Source organism: Rhodococcus sp. MS13, assembly GCF_013277835.1.
Classification (GTDB): Bacteria; Actinomycetota; Actinomycetes; order Mycobacteriales; family Mycobacteriaceae; genus Rhodococcus_F; species Rhodococcus_F erythropolis.
Genome location: NZ_VBTL01000011.1, coordinates 560,716 through 580,451, shown reverse-complemented (window position 1 = coordinate 580,451; position 19,736 = coordinate 560,716). Strand labels below are relative to the sequence as shown.

The 19,736-nt window shown below is 63.6% G+C and carries 19 protein-coding genes; 3 read left to right on the top strand and 16 right to left on the bottom strand.

Annotated elements, in window-relative coordinates; translation table 11 throughout:
• Positions 1–95 precede the first annotated feature (95 nt).
• The 13 genes from fusA to FEZ59_RS24450 all read right to left on the bottom strand — a co-directional run bounded on the left by fusA (position 96) and on the right by FEZ59_RS24450 (position 14,704).
• Complete coding sequence (fusA, locus tag FEZ59_RS24510) at positions 96–2,198, bottom strand: elongation factor G (RefSeq protein ID WP_003942073.1); 2,103 nt, start codon at positions 2,196–2,198, stop codon at positions 96–98.
• Between the two features lie 201 nt (positions 2,199–2,399).
• Complete coding sequence (rpsG, locus tag FEZ59_RS24505; protein WP_003941856.1) at positions 2,400–2,870, bottom strand: 30S ribosomal protein S7; 471 nt, start codon at positions 2,868–2,870, stop codon at positions 2,400–2,402.
• Positions 2,870–3,244: a 30S ribosomal protein S12 gene (rpsL, locus tag FEZ59_RS24500; RefSeq protein WP_003941908.1), complete on the bottom strand. Its 375-nt coding sequence runs from the start codon at positions 3,242–3,244 to the stop codon at positions 2,870–2,872. Before rpsL ends, rpsG begins: the two co-directional genes overlap by 1 nt.
• Before the next feature lie 409 nt (positions 3,245–3,653).
• Complete coding sequence (locus FEZ59_RS24495) at positions 3,654–4,199, bottom strand: DUF3558 domain-containing protein (protein WP_060939051.1); 546 nt, start codon at positions 4,197–4,199, stop codon at positions 3,654–3,656.
• A complete protein-coding gene (locus FEZ59_RS24490) occupies positions 4,196–4,744 on the bottom strand; it encodes a DUF3558 domain-containing protein (RefSeq protein ID WP_029254868.1) in 549 nt (182 codons plus the stop codon). Before FEZ59_RS24490 ends, FEZ59_RS24495 begins: the two co-directional genes overlap by 4 nt.
• 83 nt (positions 4,745–4,827) lie before the next feature.
• Positions 4,828–5,439, bottom strand: a complete 612-nt coding sequence (locus FEZ59_RS24485; protein WP_019744287.1) for a TetR/AcrR family transcriptional regulator — start codon at positions 5,437–5,439, stop codon at positions 4,828–4,830.
• A 42-nt stretch (positions 5,440–5,481) separates the two neighbouring features.
• Positions 5,482–6,267 carry an enoyl-CoA hydratase family protein gene (locus FEZ59_RS24480; RefSeq protein ID WP_046378231.1) on the bottom strand — a complete coding sequence of 262 codons (786 nt, stop codon included), beginning with the start codon at positions 6,265–6,267 and terminating at the stop codon, positions 5,482–5,484.
• A gap of 24 nt (positions 6,268–6,291) precedes the next feature.
• On the bottom strand, positions 6,292–7,452 hold the full coding sequence (locus FEZ59_RS24475) for an acyl-CoA dehydrogenase family protein (protein WP_080910024.1): 1,161 nt from the start codon (positions 7,450–7,452) through the stop codon (positions 6,292–6,294).
• Positions 7,452–9,437: a biotin carboxylase N-terminal domain-containing protein gene (locus FEZ59_RS24470; protein ID WP_172933321.1), complete on the bottom strand. Its 1,986-nt coding sequence runs from the start codon at positions 9,435–9,437 to the stop codon at positions 7,452–7,454. The genes FEZ59_RS24475 and FEZ59_RS24470 overlap by 1 nt, the downstream gene beginning before the upstream one ends.
• An 8-nt stretch (positions 9,438–9,445) precedes the next feature.
• Positions 9,446–11,044 (bottom strand): carboxyl transferase domain-containing protein, encoded by a 1,599-nt coding sequence (locus FEZ59_RS24465; protein WP_019744291.1) that lies wholly within the window; start codon positions 11,042–11,044, stop codon positions 9,446–9,448.
• On the bottom strand, positions 11,041–12,189 hold the full coding sequence (locus FEZ59_RS24460) for an acyl-CoA dehydrogenase family protein (RefSeq protein WP_007728404.1): 1,149 nt from the start codon (positions 12,187–12,189) through the stop codon (positions 11,041–11,043). The genes FEZ59_RS24465 and FEZ59_RS24460 overlap by 4 nt, the downstream gene beginning before the upstream one ends.
• Positions 12,186–13,907 (bottom strand): acyclic terpene utilization AtuA family protein, encoded by a 1,722-nt coding sequence (locus FEZ59_RS24455; protein WP_020968977.1) that lies wholly within the window; start codon positions 13,905–13,907, stop codon positions 12,186–12,188. Before FEZ59_RS24455 ends, FEZ59_RS24460 begins: the two co-directional genes overlap by 4 nt.
• On the bottom strand, positions 13,904–14,704 hold the full coding sequence (locus tag FEZ59_RS24450; RefSeq protein WP_172933320.1) for a TIGR03084 family metal-binding protein: 801 nt from the start codon (positions 14,702–14,704) through the stop codon (positions 13,904–13,906). Before FEZ59_RS24450 ends, FEZ59_RS24455 begins: the two co-directional genes overlap by 4 nt.
• A gap of 109 nt (positions 14,705–14,813) precedes the next feature.
• Here FEZ59_RS24450 and FEZ59_RS24445 point away from each other — a divergent pair, with 109 nt between their 5' ends.
• From FEZ59_RS24445 to FEZ59_RS24435, 3 genes are read left to right on the top strand one after another with little or no spacing between them, the layout of a single operon-like run.
• Positions 14,814–15,614, top strand: coding sequence for a crotonase/enoyl-CoA hydratase family protein (locus tag FEZ59_RS24445; protein WP_172933319.1), 801 nt, complete (start codon positions 14,814–14,816; stop codon positions 15,612–15,614).
• Entirely contained in the window at positions 15,611–16,471 is an 861-nt protein-coding gene (locus tag FEZ59_RS24440) for an EamA family transporter (RefSeq protein ID WP_172933318.1), read from the top strand. Before FEZ59_RS24445 ends, FEZ59_RS24440 begins: the two co-directional genes overlap by 4 nt.
• 44 nt (positions 16,472–16,515) lie before the next feature.
• The gene (locus FEZ59_RS24435; protein ID WP_050656397.1) at positions 16,516–17,043 is read left to right on the top strand and encodes a gamma carbonic anhydrase family protein; all 528 of its coding nucleotides are present in this window, start codon (positions 16,516–16,518) and stop codon (positions 17,041–17,043) included.
• A gap of 40 nt (positions 17,044–17,083) precedes the next feature.
• On the opposite strand, the gene FEZ59_RS24430 is transcribed toward FEZ59_RS24435, so the two are convergent.
• From FEZ59_RS24430 to FEZ59_RS24420, 3 genes are read right to left on the bottom strand one after another with little or no spacing between them, the layout of a single operon-like run.
• Positions 17,084–18,070, bottom strand: a complete 987-nt coding sequence (locus FEZ59_RS24430) for a pirin family protein (protein WP_172933317.1) — start codon at positions 18,068–18,070, stop codon at positions 17,084–17,086.
• A gap of 20 nt (positions 18,071–18,090) precedes the next feature.
• Positions 18,091–18,564 carry a MarR family transcriptional regulator gene (locus FEZ59_RS24425; RefSeq protein ID WP_172933348.1) on the bottom strand — a complete coding sequence of 158 codons (474 nt, stop codon included), beginning with the start codon at positions 18,562–18,564 and terminating at the stop codon, positions 18,091–18,093.
• Entirely contained in the window at positions 18,551–19,645 is a 1,095-nt protein-coding gene (locus FEZ59_RS24420) for an LLM class flavin-dependent oxidoreductase (RefSeq protein ID WP_020906827.1), read from the bottom strand. The genes FEZ59_RS24425 and FEZ59_RS24420 overlap by 14 nt, the downstream gene beginning before the upstream one ends.
• Between the last annotated feature and the right edge of the window lie 91 nt (positions 19,646–19,736).

Here is a 19,736-nt window from a genome sequence, read left to right as displayed (position 1 = left end):
CGTATGCAGCAGTGCGGTTGGTTGTTACTTGGTCGTGCTTCGTGCCGGAAGCAACCGAGGTCACTTGCCGGCGCGGGCTGGGGAGCTCGCTGTGCTTACTCGCCCGTCGCCTTGGCGATGATTTCCTTCGAGACGTTCGCGGGAACCTCTGCGTAGGAATCGAACACCATGGAGAAGTTCGCACGGCCCTGGGTCTTCGACCGCAGGTCACCGATGTAACCGAACATCTCCGAGAGCGGAACCAGCGCCTTCACGACACGGGCACCACTGCGTTCCTCCATGGCCTGGATCTGGCCACGGCGGGAGTTGAGGTCGCCGATCACGTCGCCCATGTACTCCTCGGGCGTTGTGACCTCGACAGCCATGAGCGGCTCGAGAATGACGGGGCCGGCCTTGCGGGCGGCTTCCTTCAGTGCCTGCGAACCGGCAACCTTGAACGCCATTTCCGAGGAGTCGACGTCGTGGTAAGCACCATCGAGCAGCGACAGCTTCAGGTTCACGAGCGGGTAGCCGGCGAGAACACCGTACTGCATCGCGTCCTGCGCACCAGCATCCACGGAGGGGATGTACTCGCGCGGGATACGTCCGCCGGAGACCTTGTTCTCGAACTCGTAGGTAGCACCGTCTTCGCCCACGAAAGGCTCCAGAGCGATGATGACCTTTGCGAACTGGCCCGAGCCACCCGTCTGCTTCTTGTGGGTGTAGTCGTGCTTCTCGACCTTCTTGGTGATGGTCTCGCGGTACGCAACCTGCGGCTTACCGACGTTCGCCTCGACCTTGAACTCGCGACGCATGCGGTCGACGAGGATGTCGAGGTGGAGCTCGCCCATACCGCCGATGACGGTCTGACCGGTCTCTTCGTCGAGTTCGACCGAGAAGGTCGGATCCTCTTCGGCCAGCTTCTGGATCGCGACGCCCAGCTTTTCCTGGTCGGACTTGGTCTTGGGCTCGATGGAGACCTGGATGACCGGCGCGGGGAACGACATCGACTCGAGGACGATGGGGCTCGCCTGATCGCACAAGGTGTCACCGGTGGTGGTGTCCTTGAGGCCGATCATTGCGTAGATGTGGCCGGCTACGGCCTCGTCTACCGGGTTCTCCTTGTTGGCGTGCATCTGGAAGAGCTTTCCGATGCGCTCCTTCTTGCCCTTGGTTGCGTTGAGCACCTGAGCGCCCGGATCGATACGACCCGAGTACACGCGGACGAAGGTCAGCTTGCCGAAGAACGGGTGAGCAGCGATCTTGAAGGCGAGAGCCGAGAACGGCTCTTCCTTGCTCGGCTTGCGAGTGATCTCTACTTCTTCGTCACCGAGCTTGTGGCCGACGACCTCGCCGATGTCCAGCGGGTTCGGCAGGTAATCGATGACTGCGTCGAGCATGGGCTGAACGCCCTTGTTCTTGAACGCGGAGCCACAGATGACCGGGTACAGCTCGGAAGCGACCGTCATCTTGCGGATGGCGCCCTTGATTTCCTCGACCGTGAGCTCTTCGCCGCCGAAGTACTTCTCCATGAGAGCTTCGTCGGACTCGGCAACGGTTTCGAGCAGCTTCTCGCGGTACTCTGCAGCCTTCTCGACGAGGTCCGCGGGGATCTCTTCGATGGTCGGCAGTGCACCGGTCGGAACTACGCCGCGCCAGGTGATGGCACGCATCTCGACCAGGTCGACGACGCCGTCGAAGTCGTCCTCAGCGCCGATGGGCAGCTGGAGAACGAGCGGCTTCGCGCCGAGACGGTCGATGATGGTCTGGACTGTGAAGTAGAAGTCCGCGCCCATCTTGTCCATCTTGTTGACGAAGCAGATGCGCGGAACGTCGTACTTGGCAGCCTGACGCCAAACCTGCTCGGACTGCGGCTCGACACCTTCCTTACCGTCGAAGACAGCAACTGCGCCGTCGAGCACGCGCAGCGACCGCTCCACCTCGACCGTGAAGTCGACGTGGCCGGGGGTGTCGATGATGTTGATCTGGTTGTTGTTCCAGAAGCAAGTCACGGCGGCAGACGTGATCGTGATGCCGCGTTCCTTCTCCTGCTCCATCCAGTCCGTCGTCGACGCACCGTCGTGCGTCTCACCGATCTTGTAATTGACACCGGTGTAGAACAGGATGCGCTCGGTGGTGGTGGTCTTGCCGGCATCGATGTGCGCCATGATGCCGATGTTGCGGACCTTGTTCAGGTCAGTCAGCACTTCCTGTGCCACAGGTTTCTTCCCCGCTCGTTGCTTGGTTTTCGGGTGTCGGCCGTATCCGGTGTGTTCCACCGTCAAGGCCATGGTCTTTCAATTATGTCTCTGCCGAGGCGAACCTGGCCACCTGCGTCCGGAAACCGGCGAGATGATCAGGTCGCCAACGGCGACAAGCGTCGGAGCCCCACCCGATGGCAGTTGCTCCGACGCTTTACATCACCAGCGGTAGTGGGCGAATGCCTTGTTGGCTTCGGCCATCTTGTGAGTGTCTTCGCGACGCTTCACAGCTGCACCGAGGCCATTGCTGGCATCGAGGAGCTCGTTGGCGAGACGCTCGACCATGGTCTTCTCACGACGTGCACGCGAGAAGGTGACCAGCCAGCGCAGTGCCAGCGTGGTGGAACGACCGGGACGAACCTCGACCGGCACCTGGTAGGTAGCGCCACCGACGCGGCGGCTACGAACCTCGAGTGCAGGCTTGACGTTGTCCAGGGCGCGCTTGAGAGTGACGACCGGATCGGTGCCGGTCTTCTCGCGTGCCTGCTCGAGAGCCTGGTACACGATTCGCTCTGCGGTGGACTTCTTGCCGTCCAGCAGGATCTTGTTGACGAGCTGCGTCACCAACGGGGAACCGTAAACCGGGTCGTTGATGAGCGGGCGCTTCGGAGCGGGGCCCTTACGTGGCATTAGCTCTTCTCCTTCTTGGCGCCGTAGCGGCTGCGTGCCTGCTTGCGACCCTTGACACCCTGGGTGTCCAGGGAGCCGCGGATGATCTTGTAACGGACACCCGGGAGGTCCTTCACACGACCGCCACGGACGAGCACCATGGAGTGCTCCTGAAGGTTGTGACCTTCACCGGGGATGTACGCGGTGACCTCGACCGAAGTCGTGAGGCGAACACGTGCGACCTTACGGAGCGCGGAGTTCGGCTTCTTGGGGGTGGTGGTGTACACGCGAGTGCACACGCCACGACGCTGCGGGCTGCCCTTGAGGGCTGCCGTCTTGACCTTGGCGGTCTTGTCGCGGCGACCCTTGCGGACCAGCTGGTTGATGGTTGGCATTTACCGGCTTTCTTGTGACGAACAGACTGCTCGAGCGAACTCGGGCCGTTCGAAAACGTGGCTGTTCTGAAATTAGGGATCTAGCAGTTGGAGCAAGAGAGCTGCTGCTCCTCACCCACCTCAGAGTCTGTACTCAGCACTTTCATGCCGCGCACTGCCCCCGAGGTCGGGCGTGTCGCATACCCCCACACAGGCAGCCGGATGCTCGTTCATCAGCAGTTTCTGCTCGAACGCGCGCACGGCAATACCTAGCTAGGCACACAGATCGGCCCGGGCATGCCGGACACGACCCATAACGATACCTGTCGGCGCGCCACGAGGTCAAAGCGAGGCCACGGTGATAGTGACCTCACGCTCTGACCAGACACTCTGGCTGCAAACTCAGACCACGCAGCCGGACCGGTCACGATCAGATGCTGCGGTTCAACGTCAACGCGCCGAGCTTTGCCGCAGCCTCGCACGGATCCGCGCCGCCCTGCGGCTCGGTGACCCACCAACCGAACACTCCCCCGGCCGGTGCGCTCGCGCTCACGCCGCAACTCTGCGGATCGGCCGGCTGGCGAACCTCGTAACCGCCACTGCCGTTGATGTCGATTTTCGCCACCACGTATCCCAGATGTTCGAATGCAGCGCGCTCGTGATCGAGGGTGCCCGTCTCGAACCAGTTGAAGGTGATCTTGATCGGACCCGCGGCCCCGATGCCGTCCCAACGGCAGATAGCGCCGAAGAACCCACGCCCGACGGCGTCGGCACCCACGGCACCGGCGATCTGCTCGTCGGTGACGGCCTCGCATTCTTGGAGGACGTTGGCGAATTCCTGGCTGTCACTACCGCCGTAGCTGCCCTCCGCACGGGGAGTCCCGATGACCACCGAGCCGCAGCCTGTCAGCAGAACCAGCGATCCAGCCAGGGCGAGCCCGATCCGTACGCGCTTCACGGCGCCCTCGAACTTCACTGTGCCCTCGAAACTGTTTTTTCCATCAGATCCCGCGCCACCGTGCATGGATCCGCGGTCGGTGGCAGCAAGCCGTAGGTGATCGACCAGTGCACGAAGTCTCCGCCGAACGCGATACCCAACTCGCACAGCGAACCTGCCGTGGACGCGATGAAGCCTTGATGACCGCCGATCGTGATGTCGGCGGCGGGACGTCCGAGCAGGTCGGACCCGGCCCGTTCGCGGCCGATCGGGCTACCGCGGTACCAGGAGAAACTGACGCTCGGACCGCTCGAACCAGCGACCTCCCACTGGCAACCGACGCCGTTGCGCGTCGTCGTCGCAAAAGCGCCGAGGTTGAAGGCATTGACAACTTCTTCGTCGGTCACCGAGCCGCATTCGGCGAACATCGGACCGGGATCGGTGGGTGCGAGCGCCGGCGAACTGGCGTCGTCCCCCGGCCGATCGGCGGACCCGTCGTCGGAGCTGCAGCCGACCACCGCCGAAAGCACGGCAGCCGAGACCAATACCGAAGTCCCGATCGAAGTGAGGGTGCGTGCGGCCATGGAGCCGACTGTACTTCTCGGTGGCCCCCGACACACGCCACGTGCGCACCTCGCTCATCGGTCGCCGCCACGCCGCTACCGATTCAGGGAGTCGGGACCGGTACCCGAACCAGCGTGGAATCCAATTGCGCCGCCCATTGTTTGACCACCTCGGTGCGTCGACGCGAGTCGTCGGTCAAGACGTCTGCCAGCCCCAGCCCGCGGGCCAGGTCCAGGGTCGCCTGTACCAAACGGTGCGTCACCGGATCGGAGTCGTCGACACCCAGACTCTCGACGGCCATGCGGTGCGCGATGCGCCCGAACCGTTCCTCGAGGGGCAACACGCGGGCCCGCAGGTCGGGGTCGGAGGCAGCGGCCGTCCACACCTGCAGTGCTGCTTTGAACAGAGTCCCGGTGTAGTACTCGACCAACCGCGAAATGACCGCCTCGGTTCGTCCGGCACCCACCGGAAGGTCGGTCGATTCCTTTCGTGCCTGATCCATCCTGGCGTCGAACATCACCTCGAGCGCCGCGGTGATGAGGTCCTCGCGGGTCGGGAAGTGATGCTGCATCGCACCGCGGGACACCCCGGCACGCTGGGCGACGACGCTCATCGTCGTTGCGCTCCATCCGAGTTCGGCGAGACACTCCACAGTCACTTCGAGCAGGTGGGAGCGCGTGACTCGACTTCGGTCCTGCTTGGGTTCTCGAGTCATCGCGCCGCCATCCTTTCTACCGCTGTGTTCCAGTGCGCAGTTCTACTGCGCCCAGGCTGCTGGACGCTTCTGCAAGAAAGACATCATGCCCTCACGAGCCTCGTCAGAGGAAAACAGCCGGGCCGACTGCGCGATCATCTCCTCGCCGTCACGGTCGAATCCGGCCAGGACCGAACGCGTCGTGATCCACTTCGATTCGGCAAGTCCCTGCGGTGAACATTGGCGCAAGGTGCCGAGCAGTTCGGTGATCGACTCCCCCGTGTCCTGCGACGCGGCGGTGACGAGTCCGATGGATTCGGCCTCGTGCTGGCCGAACTTCTCTCCGGTGAGCAGGTATCGGCTCGCAGATCGCTGGTCGAGCCTCGGTAGGACCGTGAGCGAAATGATGGACGCTGCCAAACCCAACCGTGATTCCGTCACCGCGAAGGTGCTCGCCGGTCCGGCGACGACGATGTCGCACGCCCCGACAAGACCCATACCCCCGGCTCGGACGTGACCGTCGATGCGCCCGATCACCGGCTTGGGAAGCTCGAGAATGCTGCGCAAGAGCGTCAGCATTCCCCGCCCTCGTTCTTTGACGGCCTCTTCCGGAGATAAGGACGATCCGGAAGCCTCGCTGAGATCGGCTCCCGCACAGAATGTTCCACCGGTGTGGGTGAGCACCACCGCTCGAACTGCCGGATCGGCGGCCGCTGACGTCAACCCCGCTTGTAACTCCGTGACCAACCGCGTCGAAATCGCGTTGCGGTTGTGGGGTGAGTCGAGAGTGATCGTGGCAGCACCGCCCGATACTTCGTACCGTACGTATGGCTTGTCCTGATCCGTCATGAGTCTCCTCTTCAGTAGGACCGTTTAGTACGACCGCGGCAGACCGAGAGAGTGCTGCGAGACGAAGTTGAGGATCATCTCGCGGCTCACCGGCGCGACGCGGGCGATACGGGCCGCGCCGAGCATGGCGGCCAACCCGTATTCCTTCGTCAGGCCTGCGCCGCCGTGCGTCTGGATCGCCTGATCGAGCGCCTTGATGCTGGCTTCGGCGGCGGCGTACTTTGCCATGTTCGCGGCTTCGGCAGCACCGAAATCGTCGCCGCTGTCGTAGAGTACCGCGGCCTTCTGCATCATCAGCTTGGCGAGCTCGAGTTCGATCTTCACCTGCGCGAGTGGATGCGAAATACCTTGGTGCGCACCGATCGGCGTCTTCCACACCGTGCGCTCGTTGGCGAACTTCACCGCAGCGTTCAGGGCGTAACGGCCCATGCCGATGGCCATCGACGCACCCAGGATGCGCTCGGGGTTGAGGCCGGCGAACAACTGCATCAGGGCGGCATCGGCTTCGCCGACCAGAGCGTCGGCCGGCAGACGGACGTCGTCGAGGAACAAGATGAACTGGTGGTCCGGCTCGATGATGTCCATCTCCATCTGCGTCTTCACGAATCCGGGAGAATCCGTGGGGACGATGAACAGAGCGGGCTTGAGCTTGCCGGTCTTGGAGTCCTCGGTGCGCGCGACGATGAGGACCGCGTCAGCCTGATCGACACCCGAGATGTAGATCTTGTTGCCGCTCAGGATCCAGTCGTCGCCATCCCTGCGTGCCGTCGTGGTGATCTGATGAGAGTTGGAACCGGCGTCGGCCTCGGTGATTCCGAACGCCATGATCTTGGAGCCGTCGGCGAGGCTGGGTAGCCACTGCTGCTTCTGCTCCGCCGTGCCGTACTTGCCGATGATGGTGCCGCAGATGGCCGGGGATACGACAACCAGGAGCAGACCGGCACCCTGCGCCGCCAATTCCTCCTGCACCAGCGCGAGTTCGTAGATACCGGCACCGCCGCCGCCGTATTCCTCCGGCAGGTTGACGCCCAGGAATCCGAGTTTGCCCGCCTCGTTCCACAATTCGGTGAGCGCCTCACCCTTGCGCGCCTTGGGCAGCACGTAGTCGACGTAGTTGAAGCGCTCACCCAGTTTGGAAACGGATGCCCGCAGTTCCTTCTGCTCTTCGGTTTCGATGAAACTCATCATGCTTCCTCTTCTGTAGCGGGTTCTTCCACACGTGCGAGTACCGATCCGACTTCGACCTGCTGGCCGACGGCGACCGGAAGTTCTACCAGGACACCGGAAGTCGGCGCGGTGACGGTGTGTTCCATCTTCATGGCCTCTAGCCACAGAATCGGCTGGCCGGCAGTGACGGTGTCACCGAGTGCGGCGCCGAGGCGGATAACCGATCCCGGCATCGGAGCGAGCAACGAACCGGCGGCGACTTCCGCCGACGGATCCACGAAGCGCGGTGCTGCCGTCAACGCGACGGGCCCCAGCGAGGAGTCGACAAAAATCTCACTCCCGTATGCCGCCACGTCGAACGAACGCCGTACTCCGCTTTGCTCGAGCACGACCCGTGTAGCAGTTGCCGATACCACGCTCACGTCGTCGAAGCCTTCTGCGTTCAACACGCCGCTTCGACTCAGGGAGTAGCGGACGTCGTAGTCGCCCGACGCAGTGGAGTAGCTCTTGCTCTGCGGCTGCGACGGCAGGTTGCGCCACCCGCTGGGCAAGCGGCCGATGACGCGCGCCGACGCCCGGTTGTGCGCGGCATCGGCAAGTGCCGCCGCTAGCGCCGAAAGCCTTTCGGCGTCGGTGTCGGCCAGAGGCGTTGACAACTTCTCGAGGTCATGGGTCTCGAAGAACGCCGTATCGGTGCCCCCGGCAATGAAGGCGGGGTGAGCCAGGACATTGACGAGCAGATCGCGGTTGGTGCGCAGGCCGTGAATCCTGGTGCGCGCCAGCGTCGACGCGAGCAGCCGGGCAGCTGCTGTCCGCGTCGGCGCGTACGAGATGATCTTGGCCAACATCGGGTCGTAGTGGACGCCGACAACACTGCCGTCGACGACGCCGGAGTCGAGGCGAACGCCCTGCTCACGCAGAACACTGAATTCTTGCGGGTCACCGGGCAACTCGATGTGGTGAACGGTTCCACTCTGAGGCTGCCAGTTCTTGGCGGGGTCCTCGGCGTACAGTCGCACCTCGATCGAATGCCCCCGGATCTCCGGTTGGTCGTCCGGAAGTGCTTCACCTGAAGCGACCTGCAATTGCAGTTCCACCAGATCGAGTCCGGTGGTGCACTCGGTGACCGGATGCTCTACCTGCAAACGGGTGTTCATTTCCAGGAAGAAGAAGTCGCCTTTTTCGTCAGCCAGGAATTCAACGGTTCCTGCCCCTTCGTAACCGATGGCGTTGGCTGCGAGCCGCGAGGCGTCGAAGAGCTTGTCGCGCATGGCGGGGATGCGCTGCACGAGCGGCGACGGTGCCTCTTCGACCACCTTCTGATGCCGACGCTGGATCGAGCACTCGCGCTCCCCCACCGCCCACACCCCACCGTGGCGGTCGGCCATGACCTGGACCTCGATGTGCCGACCGGTCTCGAGGTAGCGCTCGCAGAAGACAGTCGGGTCGCCGAAGGCGGACTGCGCCTCACGCCGCGCCGCTTCCAGTTCGCCTTCCAGCGCCGACAATTCACGAACGACACGCATTCCGCGTCCGCCGCCGCCCGCCGACGCCTTGATCAGCACTGGCAAATGAGCGTCGGTCACCGCAGCGGGATCGAGTTCGGACAGCACCGGAACTCCGGCCGCGTCCATGATCTTCTTGGACTCGACCTTCGATCCCATGAGCTCGATGGATTCGACGGGCGGACCGATCCATGTCAGTCCGGCATCGATGACGCTGCGCGCGAACTCCGCGTTCTCGGAGAGGAATCCGTAGCCGGGGTGAATCGCGTCGGCGCCCGAAGCCTTGGCGGCGGCGATGATGAGCTCGCCCCGCAGGTATGTCTCGGCAGGCGTGTTACCCGGCAGGCGAACCGAGGCGTCGGCTTCGGCGACGTGAGGGCTGTCGGCATCCGCGTCGGAAAAGACCGCGACCGTCCCGATTCCGTTCTTGCGGCAGGTTGCAAAGACACGGCGGGCGATTTCGCCACGATTGGCGACCAGTACTGAAGTGATTGTCACGGCGTGCCTCACATACGGAAGACGCCGAAGTTCTCGGTGCCTTCGATCGGGGCGGTGGCAATGGCCGACAGGCACATTCCCACCACGGTGCGGGTGTCTCGGGGATCGATGACGCCGTCGTCGTACAGACGCCCGGACAGGAACATCGGAAGTGACTCGGCCTCGATCTGGTTCTCGATCATCGCTCGCATGCCGGCATCAGCCTGCTCGTCGAAAACCTGGCCGCGGGCCTCGGCAGCAGCGCGTCCCACGATGGAGATGACGCCGGCGAGCTGCGCACCGCCCATGACGGCGGACTTGGAACTGGGCCAGGCAAAGAGGAATCTCGGATCGAATGCCCGTCCGCACATGCCGTAGTGACCGGCGCCGTACGACGCTCCGAGCAGGATCGAGATGTGCGGAACCTTGGAGTTGGCAACCGCATTGATCATCATCGATCCGTGCTTGATCATGCCGCCCTCCTCGTACTCCTTACCCACCATGTAGCCGGTGGTGTTGTGCAGGAACAGCAACGGCGTGTTGGAGCGGTTGGCAAGCTGGATGAACTGCGTTGCCTTCTGGGACTCTTCGCTGAAGAGAACTCCACGTGCGTTGGCCAGGATGCCGATCGGGTAACCGTTGAGTTCGGCCCAGCCGGTCACGAGGGAGGAACCGTAGAGCGGCTTGAACTCGTCGAAGTCGGAACCGTCGACGATACGGGCGATGACCTCACGCGGATCGAACGGAATCTTCAGGTCGGCCGGAACGATGCCGAGCAACTCTTCCGGATCCTCGAGCGGTTCGATGATCTCCGCGCGCGGCGCCGGCCCCTTCTTGGTCCAGTTAAGTCGCTTGACGATCGAGCGCCCGATGCGGATCGCATCCTGCTCGTCGGCGGCGAAGTAGTCGGCCAACCCGGACTTGCGAGCGTGCATTTCGGCGCCGCCGAGTGCCTCGTCGTCTGATTCCTCACCGGTGGCCATCTTGACCAGCGGCGGGCCTGCGAGGAACACCTTGGAGCGTTCCTTGATCATCACGACGTGGTCGGACATGCCCGGGATGTACGCGCCGCCGGCAGTCGAGTTACCGAAGACCAGTGCAATGGTGGGGATTCCGGCTGCGGACAGCTGAGTGAGGTCACGGAACATACGCCCGCCCGGGATGAACACCTCTTTCTGCGTCGGCAAGTCTGCGCCACCGGACTCTACGAGGGAGATCACCGGGAGGCGGTTCTGCATGGCGATGTCGTTGGCGCGGAAACCCTTACGCAGCGTCCACGGATTGCTGGTGCCGCCGCGCACGGTGGGATCGTTGGCGACGATCAGGCATTCGACACCTTCGACAACGCCGATACCGACCACGGTGCTGGCGCCGACCGGGAAGTCACTCCCCCACGCAGCGAGGGGACACAGCTCGAGGAACGGCGAATCCTGATCGAGCAGGAGTTCGATCCGCTCGCGCGCCAGAAGCTTTCCCCGCTTGTGGTGCCGCTCGGTGTACTTCTCGCCGCCACCGGCAAGCGCCTTGGCGTGCTCGACCTCGATCTCGGCGAGCTTGGTGTTCATGGTCGATGTTGCGGTCTGATACACCTCGGAATTGGTGTCCAGCGTTGACCGGATGACACTCATGACTGATACCCCAATCGCTTGGCCGCGAGGCCGGTGAGGATTTCGGTGGTTCCGCCACCGATTCCCAGAATTCGCATGTCCCGGTATTGCCTCTCCACTTCACTTTCCTGCATGTATCCGAGGCCGCCGAACAGCTGAACGGCTTGGTTCGCAACCCATTCGCCCGTCTCGACTGCCGTGTTCTTCGCGAAGCACACCTCGGCGATCAGGTCGCCGTCACCGGCCATGTACCGCTCGATCACCGAGTGGGTGTACACCTTGGCGACGTCGATCTTGCGGGCCATCTCGGTGACGGTGTTCTGCACGGCCTGCCGGCTGATCAGGGGGCGACCGAAAGTTTCGCGGGCGCGGCACCATTCGAGGGTCAGCTCCAGGCAACGTTCTGCACTGGCATACGCCTGCGCGGCGAGCGCGACACGTTCGGAAACAAATGCCTGGGCGATCTGCGCGAAGCCGCTGTTCTCTGCGCCGACCAGATTCTCCACCGGAACCCGGGCATCGACAAAGGACAGTTCCGCGGTATCGGATGCACGCCAGCCCATCTTCTCGAGTTTGCGTGAGACGGTGAATCCCGGTGTGCCCTTCTCGATCACGAGCAGTGAGACACCACCCGCGCCGGGGCCACCGGTGCGCACTGCGGTAACGACGAAGTCGGCTCGAACGCCGGAGGTGATGAACGTCTTGGCGCCGTTCACGACGTAATGATCGCCGTCGCGCTTGGCTGTGGTTGTCAGATGCCCGACGTCGCTGCCTCCGCCAGGCTCGGTGATGGCGAGCGAGCCGATCTTGTCGCCGCGCAGGGTCGGCTTGACCCACTTCTCGATCTGCGCCTCGTCGCCCGCTGCAATCAGGTGCGGCACCGCGATGCCGCAGGTGAAGAGCGATGCGAACAGCCCGCCCGACGCACCTGCCTGATGCATCTCCTCACAGATCACGATGGAGTCGACGGCGTCGCCGCCCTCACCGCCCGCCGATTCGGGAGCACTGGCGCCGAGCAGCCCGAGAGCGCCTGCCTTGCGGTGTAATTCGCGCGGAATCTCGCCGTCGCGCTCCCACTGCGTCAGATGCGGCAGAATCTCCTGGTTCACGAATCCGCGTACGGTCTCGCGAAGCGCAAGCCTTTCCGGTGTGGTCCACACGGTCACCGTGAATCCTCTTTCTCGTCAGTTACGGGGAGTAGCGAAATCGGGATGTCGATGTGGCGTGAACGCAGCCATTCGCCAATTCCCTTGGCCTGCGGATCGAACCGCGCCTGCGAGGCAACACCCTGACCGAGGATTCCCTCGATCACGAAGTTGACGGCACGAAGGTGCGGAAGCTGGTAGCGAGTGACGTTCAGGTCTGCTGCTTCCGGTAGCAGTTCCTTGAGCATTTCGACGGTCAGAGTGTGCGCCAACCACTTCCACTGATCGTCCGTGCGAACCCAGACGCCGACGTTGGCATTTCCACCCTTGTCGCCACTACGGGCACCGGCAATGGTGCCGAGTGGCACCGAAAGCGAAGACTGTGGCGGCAACGGCTCCGGACGCTCAGGTTCGTCGACGGCTTCGAGGTCCTGCGTCAGCGTCGACGGAGCGATGTCCACGCGAGTGCCGTCGGGCAGTACGGCCACGTGAGGCACCGATCCGGCGTCGACGTAGCCGGGGGTGAACACTCCGTACGGTTGTCCGTTGCTCGGCGGCGCGGTCAGCGAGAAGCCTGGGTAACTGGCAAGCGCCATTTCCACCGCAACCGCAGAGAAGGGACGACCGATCACCTTGGGATCGGAATCGCGAACCACGCAGCGCAGTAACGCACTCGCGGTTTCCTCGGTGTCGGAATCCGGGTGATCCGTGCGAGCGAGAGTCCAGACCAGTTCGGCGGGCTTCTTCGTCAGCCAGGATTCGAGTTGAGTCTTCGCCAGATCGGCCTTGGCCTCGATGTCGAGACCGGTGAGAATGAAAGTGGCCTCGTTGCGGAACCCGGCCAGCGTGTTGAGTGAGACCTTGTACTGCGGCGGCGGAGCCTCGCCCGTGACTCCGCTGATCAGCACCCGATCCGGGCCTTCCTGGGTGAGCACCGCGTTGTCGATGCGGGTGGTCACGTCCGGGCCTGCGTAGCGTCCACCCGTGATCTCGTACAGCAGCTGCGCCGTCACGGTGCCGACGCTCACCTCGCCGTCCGTTCCGGCATGCTTGGTGATGACCGAAGACCCGTCCGCGTTGATCTCGGCGATCGGGAAGCCAGGACGGCCCAGATTCGGAATCTCGGTGAAGAACGCGTAGTTGCCGCCGGTGGCCTGGGTTCCGCACTCGATGACGTGGCCCGCCGCGACAGCACCGGCCAGCTGATCGAAATCATCTCGCTTCCAACCGAAATGGTGAGCGGCGGGACCGACGATCACCGAAGCGTCGGTGACACGTCCGGTGACCACGACATCGGCGTCGGCCGACAATGCTTCGACGATGCCCCAGGCGCCGAGGTACGCGTTGGCCGTCAGCGGGGAGCCGAGTCCGAGTTCGTCTGCCCGAGAGACCAGATCGTCGCCCTCGACGTGGGCGATCTTCGCGTTCAACCCCAGCCTGGTGTTGACCTCGCGCAGCGCGTCGGCCAGTCCAGCCGGGTTGAGACCGCCGGCATTCGCGACGATCTTCACGCCCTTGTCGAGCGCAAGTCCGAGGGTGTCTTCCACCTGTCGCAGGAACGTCTTCGCGTAGCCGAGCGACGGGTCCTTCATCCGGTCCCGTCCGAGGATCAACATCGTCAGTTCGGCAAGGTAGTCGCCGGTCAGGTAGTCGAGTTCGCCGCCCTCGAGCATCTCGCGCATCGCCGAGACGCGGTCGCCGTAGAAACCGGAGCAGTTACCGATCCGTACCGAACTCATTTATCCACCTTCGCTTCTCGTGCGGCTCGTCCCTCGCCGCTGGGTCCGGCAAATGCCTGCGCAAACCCCAACCACTCGTCTGCGTCGGCGCCAACGGCGACCAGATCGAGATCGGCGCGATTGGCGCGCTGGGTGACCAGCAGGCAGAAGTCCAACGCCGGCCCGGTCACCTTCTGCGGTGCATCTTCCGGCCCCCAGGTCCAGAGCGAACCGTCCGGCGCCGTCAACTCAACCCGGAAATCGTCGGCGGGCGGCGTCTTCTCGTTGACCGAGTACGCAAAGTTCCGCGTGCGGACACCCAGATGAGCGATGTTCTTGATGCGCGCCGTCGGGGCTCGCTCGACGCCGAGCGCGTCGGCAACGTCCTGCCCGTGCGCCCACGTCTCCATCAATCGCGCAGTTGCCATGGACACTCCGCCCATGGGCGGGCCGTACCAAGGAAACTTGGTACCGGACGGGGCGGCGGTGAGAGCCTCGACGAGAGCGGTGCGCCCCGCTCGCCAATCGGCGAGCAACTCCGCCGGCGGGCGGGCCGCCTGCTCGGCAGCACCGTCGTCGACAAATCCCGCCGGATTCACGAACGCCGCCTTCAACTGCTCCGCAAACCCGTCCGGGTCGGTGATCGCCAGGATCGCAGCACTGTCCGTCCAGTGCAGGTGCCCGATCTGATGTGCGATGGTCCACCCTTCCGCCGGCGTCATTGTCGCCCACTTCTCCTCGGGCAGATCCGCAACCAGGGCGTCGAGGCTCTCGCCTTCGGCCCGCAAGTCATCGATGAACGTCTGAAGTTCGGCCATGCGACCAGCATCACACCCGGGTCCATAAAAATCAAGCACGAATGATTGTTATTGAGAAATCTTGTGGTGAGAGACTGAGCTCAACTGCCATCGACTACCAGGAGCACCCATGAGCGACGCCGTACTGATCTCGCGAACCGGCGATGTGGTCACGTGGACCCTCAATCGCCCGGACACCCGCAACGCGATCTCCGAGATCGACATGATCGAGGCCCTCGAAGACGCGGTCACCGCAGTCAACCGAGATCAGAGTGTGCGCGCGGTCATCCTCACGGGGGCCGGGTCGGCTTTCTCCTCCGGCGGCAACGTCAAACACATGCGAGACAAGGAAGGCATGTTCGGTGGTGCTCCCGGCGAGATCCGTCAGGGCTACCGGCACGGCATCCAGCGCATTCCGCTCGCGCTGTACACATGTGAGGCGCCGACCATCGCCGCGGTCAACGGCCCGGCCATCGGAGCGGGCTGCGACCTCTCACTCATGTGTGACCTCCGCATCGCCTCGACCGCCGCAGTCTTCGCCGAGAGCTTCGTCAAGGTGGGACTCATCCCCGGCGACGGCGGAGCCTGGCTGCTCCCCCGCGCGATCGGCAACGCCCGCGCCGCCGAGATGGCGTTCACCGGCGAACCGATCGATGCTGCGAAGGCACTCGACTGGGGTCTGGTCTCGCAGATCACCGAATCCGAGGAATTGCTTTCCGCAGCGCACGCTTTGGCCGCGCGAGTAGCCGCCAATCCCCCGCAGGTACTCCGCATGACCAAGAAACTCCTCCGCGAAGGCCAGCACCAGAGCCTCGAGAGCCTGCTCGAACTCTCGGCCGCCATGCAGTCGATCGCCCACCACACCCGAGATCACCACGAAGCCGTCGCCGCGATGCTCGAGCGTCGAAGTCCCGAGTTCACCGGAGAATGAAGGCCGGCAGTCAGCTACTGCCGGTCGGCGCAGTCCTCACCTCGATACTGTCGCTCCAGTTCGGAGCGGCATTCGCGACGACCCTGTTCTCGCAGATCGGGCCGGCCGGAGCCACGACGCTTCGGCTGACGATCGCCGCGATCATCCTCGGCGTCATCGTCCGCCCGCGATGGAGCAGGTGGTCGAACCGGCAACGCAAAGGCATCTTCGCGCTGGGCATCGCCCTCGCCGTGATGAACGGCGCCTTCTACCTCGCCCTCGACACGGTGCCCATCGGCACCGCCGTCACCATCGAGTTCCTCGGACCGTTGACGCTGGCCGCAGTTCTGTCTCGTCGGTGGGCCGACGGAGCGTGGGTACTGCTCGCCTTCGGCGGAGTGTTGCTGCTCGGGTTAAGGGATCACGGCGAATCCGGATTGGACCCGATCGGGGTGATGTTCGCGTTGATCGCCGCGACTGCGTGGGCCGGCTACATCGTGGCCGGTTCCCACCTGGCCGCGACGCTCCCGAGTGCCGACGGGTTGGCAGGGGCAAGCATCGTCGCAGCCGTATTGACGCTCCCCTTCGGCGTCGTCACGGGCGGAAGCCAACTGCTGGATCCGAAGATGCTCGCCGCAGGCGCAGCCGTCGCCATCCTCTCGTCCGTCATCCCGTACAGCTTGGAAATGTGGGCGCTGCGCTCCTTGGCCAAGAAGGTCTTCGCGGTCCTCATCGCCCTCGAACCGGCAGCGGCCGCACTGGCCGGAGTCCTCGTGATCGGGCAAACGCTCGACGCTTTCACACTCGTCGCCATCGGACTGGTGGTGACCGCGGGTGTCGGGACGGTCGTCATGAATCGAAAGTCCACACCGAAATAGTCCAAGTACCGTCAGAGCACGTCATTCCAACGCACAGGAGAACCATGACCAACCCGATCATCGCCACCGTTCTCGGACGCACCCCGCAGATCGACGAAAGCGCGTTCATCGCACCCAACGCCACCGTTGTCGGCGCTGTGACCATCGCTGCGGGCGCCAGCATCTGGTACGGCGCAGTTATCCGCGGCGACGCCGAATCGATCTCCATCGGCGCTGACACCAACATTCAGGACAACTGCACCGTGCACGCCGACCCGACGTTCCCCGCAGTGCTGGGCGAGCGAATCTCGGTCGGCCACAACGCAGTGCTGCACGGGTGCACCGTCGAAGACGACGTTCTCGTCGGCATGGGTGCCGTGGTGCTCAACGGCGCACACATCGGTTCGGGATCACTGATTGCAGCCGGTGCGGTCGTGTCTCAGGGGATGCAAATCCCGCCTGGATCACTGGTCGCCGGCGTGCCCGCCAAGGTCAAACGTGAACTCTCCGAAGGCGAAAAGGCCGGTATCACCGCCAACGGCGCCGGCTACATCATGCTCGCGAAGGCTCACCAGGACATCGAACAGGCCTGATCAAGACGATGCTCGCGGACGGTAGCCGCAAGAGCAACGACTAGCCTCGGGGCCGCAACGTACTGTTCGGCAACTCGGGTGCCGGGAGCGCCGGGCCGTCGTATCCCGGCACGACGCCGAAACGCTGATCCGGGACGCTGCCGTCGAATCCGGAGGCCAGCTCGGCCTGCCACTTGCGTCGATACTCGACGATCTCTTCGTGGGTACGACCCATGAAGTTCCACCACATGATGACCTGCTCGCCCAACGGTTTCCCGCCGAGAAGTAGCAGTCGAGCCGGTTCGGATCCCGGATTGCGCAAAGTCAGTTTTCCGAAACCCGGTGCTTGATAACCCAACTCGGCCCAGCCGACGGTGGAACCACGCAGAACAACCGATCCTTGATCGACGATCACGCCGTGCTCATGTGAACGATCGACATCGAGGGCGATCTCGGCCCCAGGATCGAGAATCACCTCGGCACCGAGTAATTCGGTGAAGGTAGACACCGGAGACGTGTCACCGGCGAGCGAGCCGAGGAACACACTGAGCGTGACACCATCGGTGGTCACCGGCTCCGGTCGATAGTGAACGAACGCGGGTGCGGTATCGCGCGCCGCATCCGGCAGCGCCACCCACAACTGCATCCCGTGCAGAACCTTCGTATTCGGCGTCGACACCTCGGAGTGCGCGATCCCACTCCCGGCCGTCATCAAATTCAGTTCACCCGGCCGCACCATCGCATGGGAACCGATGCTGTCACGGTGCTCGATCTCTCCGGTGAACAGCCAACTCACCGTTTGCAATCCGGTATGCGGATGCGGCGGCACATGCATGCCCGGTCCTGAGCCGACGTCATCCGGACCGTAATGATCGGCAAAACACCATGCCCCGATCAGCGAACGCTCGCGTTGCGGAAGGGTGCGACGCACTCGCATCGCCCGCGGGCCACCGAGCGGTACGTCGCGCGGGGTGAGAATCTGAATCTCGCTCTCCGCCGGATGGCCTTCGCATTCCTGCTCGACGGGCTGCGCTTCGAGGTTGCTCATATCGTCCATCCTGCCTCTAGTCATGACTGCGCGAGACGCAGACGCGTGCACAATTCGGCCAACATTCGAAGTTCATCCGCGTCCAGGGCCGGTCCGACGTGGCGACGAATGCTCGCCGCATGACGGCGACCCACTGATTTCTGCAGCGCTGCACCCGCTTCGGTGAGCTGCACGATCGTTCCGCGGCGATCCTGTGGATCAACACTTCTCGATACCAGACCTTCGCCCTCCAACCGTTCTACCAGGCGGCTGAGCGACGGCTGGCTCAACAGGATCTCGCGATTCAGATCATGCAGGCGAAGTGAACTACTCGGTGTGAGGCTCAATGTGAACAGCACGTCGTACTCGCGCATCGAGACCTGATCCCAGACGTCGTCGGCAGCCAACCGCCGCAGCACCGACACCTGGGCGCGAAACAAGGCTTCCCAGGCGTCGGTGGCGAGTTCGGTGGTGCTGACCGGAACCTCAGGCGGTTGCTCGTCAGGCAGTGACACTGCTTGCCTCACGAGCCGCCTTCATCGACGCGTGAGTGGGCGGGTTGTCCGGCACATGTGCGGGCCGCCTGGCCGCGAACTCACGGCGCAGAACCGGAACAACTTCCTCACCGAGCAGATCGAGCTGCTCGAGCACCGTCTTGAGCGGCAGCCCGGCGTGATCCATCAGGAACAGCTGGCGCTGGTAGTCGCCGAAGAAATCGGCAAACGCCAACGTCTTCTCGATGACCTGCTCAGGGGAACCGACGGTCAGCGGCGTCTGCTCGGTGAACTCTTCGAGTGAGGGCCCGTGGCCGTACACCGGAGCATTGTCGAAATACGGACGGAATTCCTTGACCGCGTCCTGACTGTTCTTGCGCATGAAGACCTGACCACCGAGACCGACAATCGCCTGGTCCGCGGAGCCGTGGCCGTAATGCTCGTAACGCTGGCGGTAGAGATTGATCAGCTCGATGTAGTGCTCTTTCGGCCAGAAGATGTTGTTCGCGAAGAATCCGTCGCCGTGATACGCCGCGATCTCCGCGATCTCGGGGCTGCGGATCGAACCGTGCCACACGAACGGCGCGACGCCGTCCAGCGGGCGCGGGGTGGACGTGAATCCCTGGAGTGGAGTGCGGTACTCCCCTTGCCAGTTCACGACCTCCTCGTCCCAGAGCCGGCGAAGAAGTTGATAGTTCTCGAGCGCCAGCGGGATACCGGCGCGAATGTCCTTGCCGAACCACGGGTACACCGGCGCGGTGTTTCCGCGTCCCATCATCAGATCGACACGCCCCTCAGCGAGGTGTTGAAGCATCGCGTAGTCCTCGGCGATCTTCACCGGGTCGTTGGTGGTGATCAGCGTCGTGGACGTGGAGAGCGTGATCTTCTCGGTCTGGGCCGCGATGTATCCGAGCATCGTGGTCGGAGACGACGGCACGAACGGCTTGTTGTGGTGCTCGCCGGTCGCGAAGACGTCGAGACCGACTTCCTCGGCGTGCTTGGCGATGGTCGTCATGGCCTTGATGCGCTCGTGCTCTGTCGGGGTCTTACCCGTCGTGGGATCAGTGGTGACGTCACCGACCGTGAAGATTCCGAACTGCATGGTTGCTCCTCCGCGAACTAGATCCATGCGTTTGCATGTAACTGATCAAACATTCAACCATCCAGCTGTATTCCACGGCAAAAAGATGAGG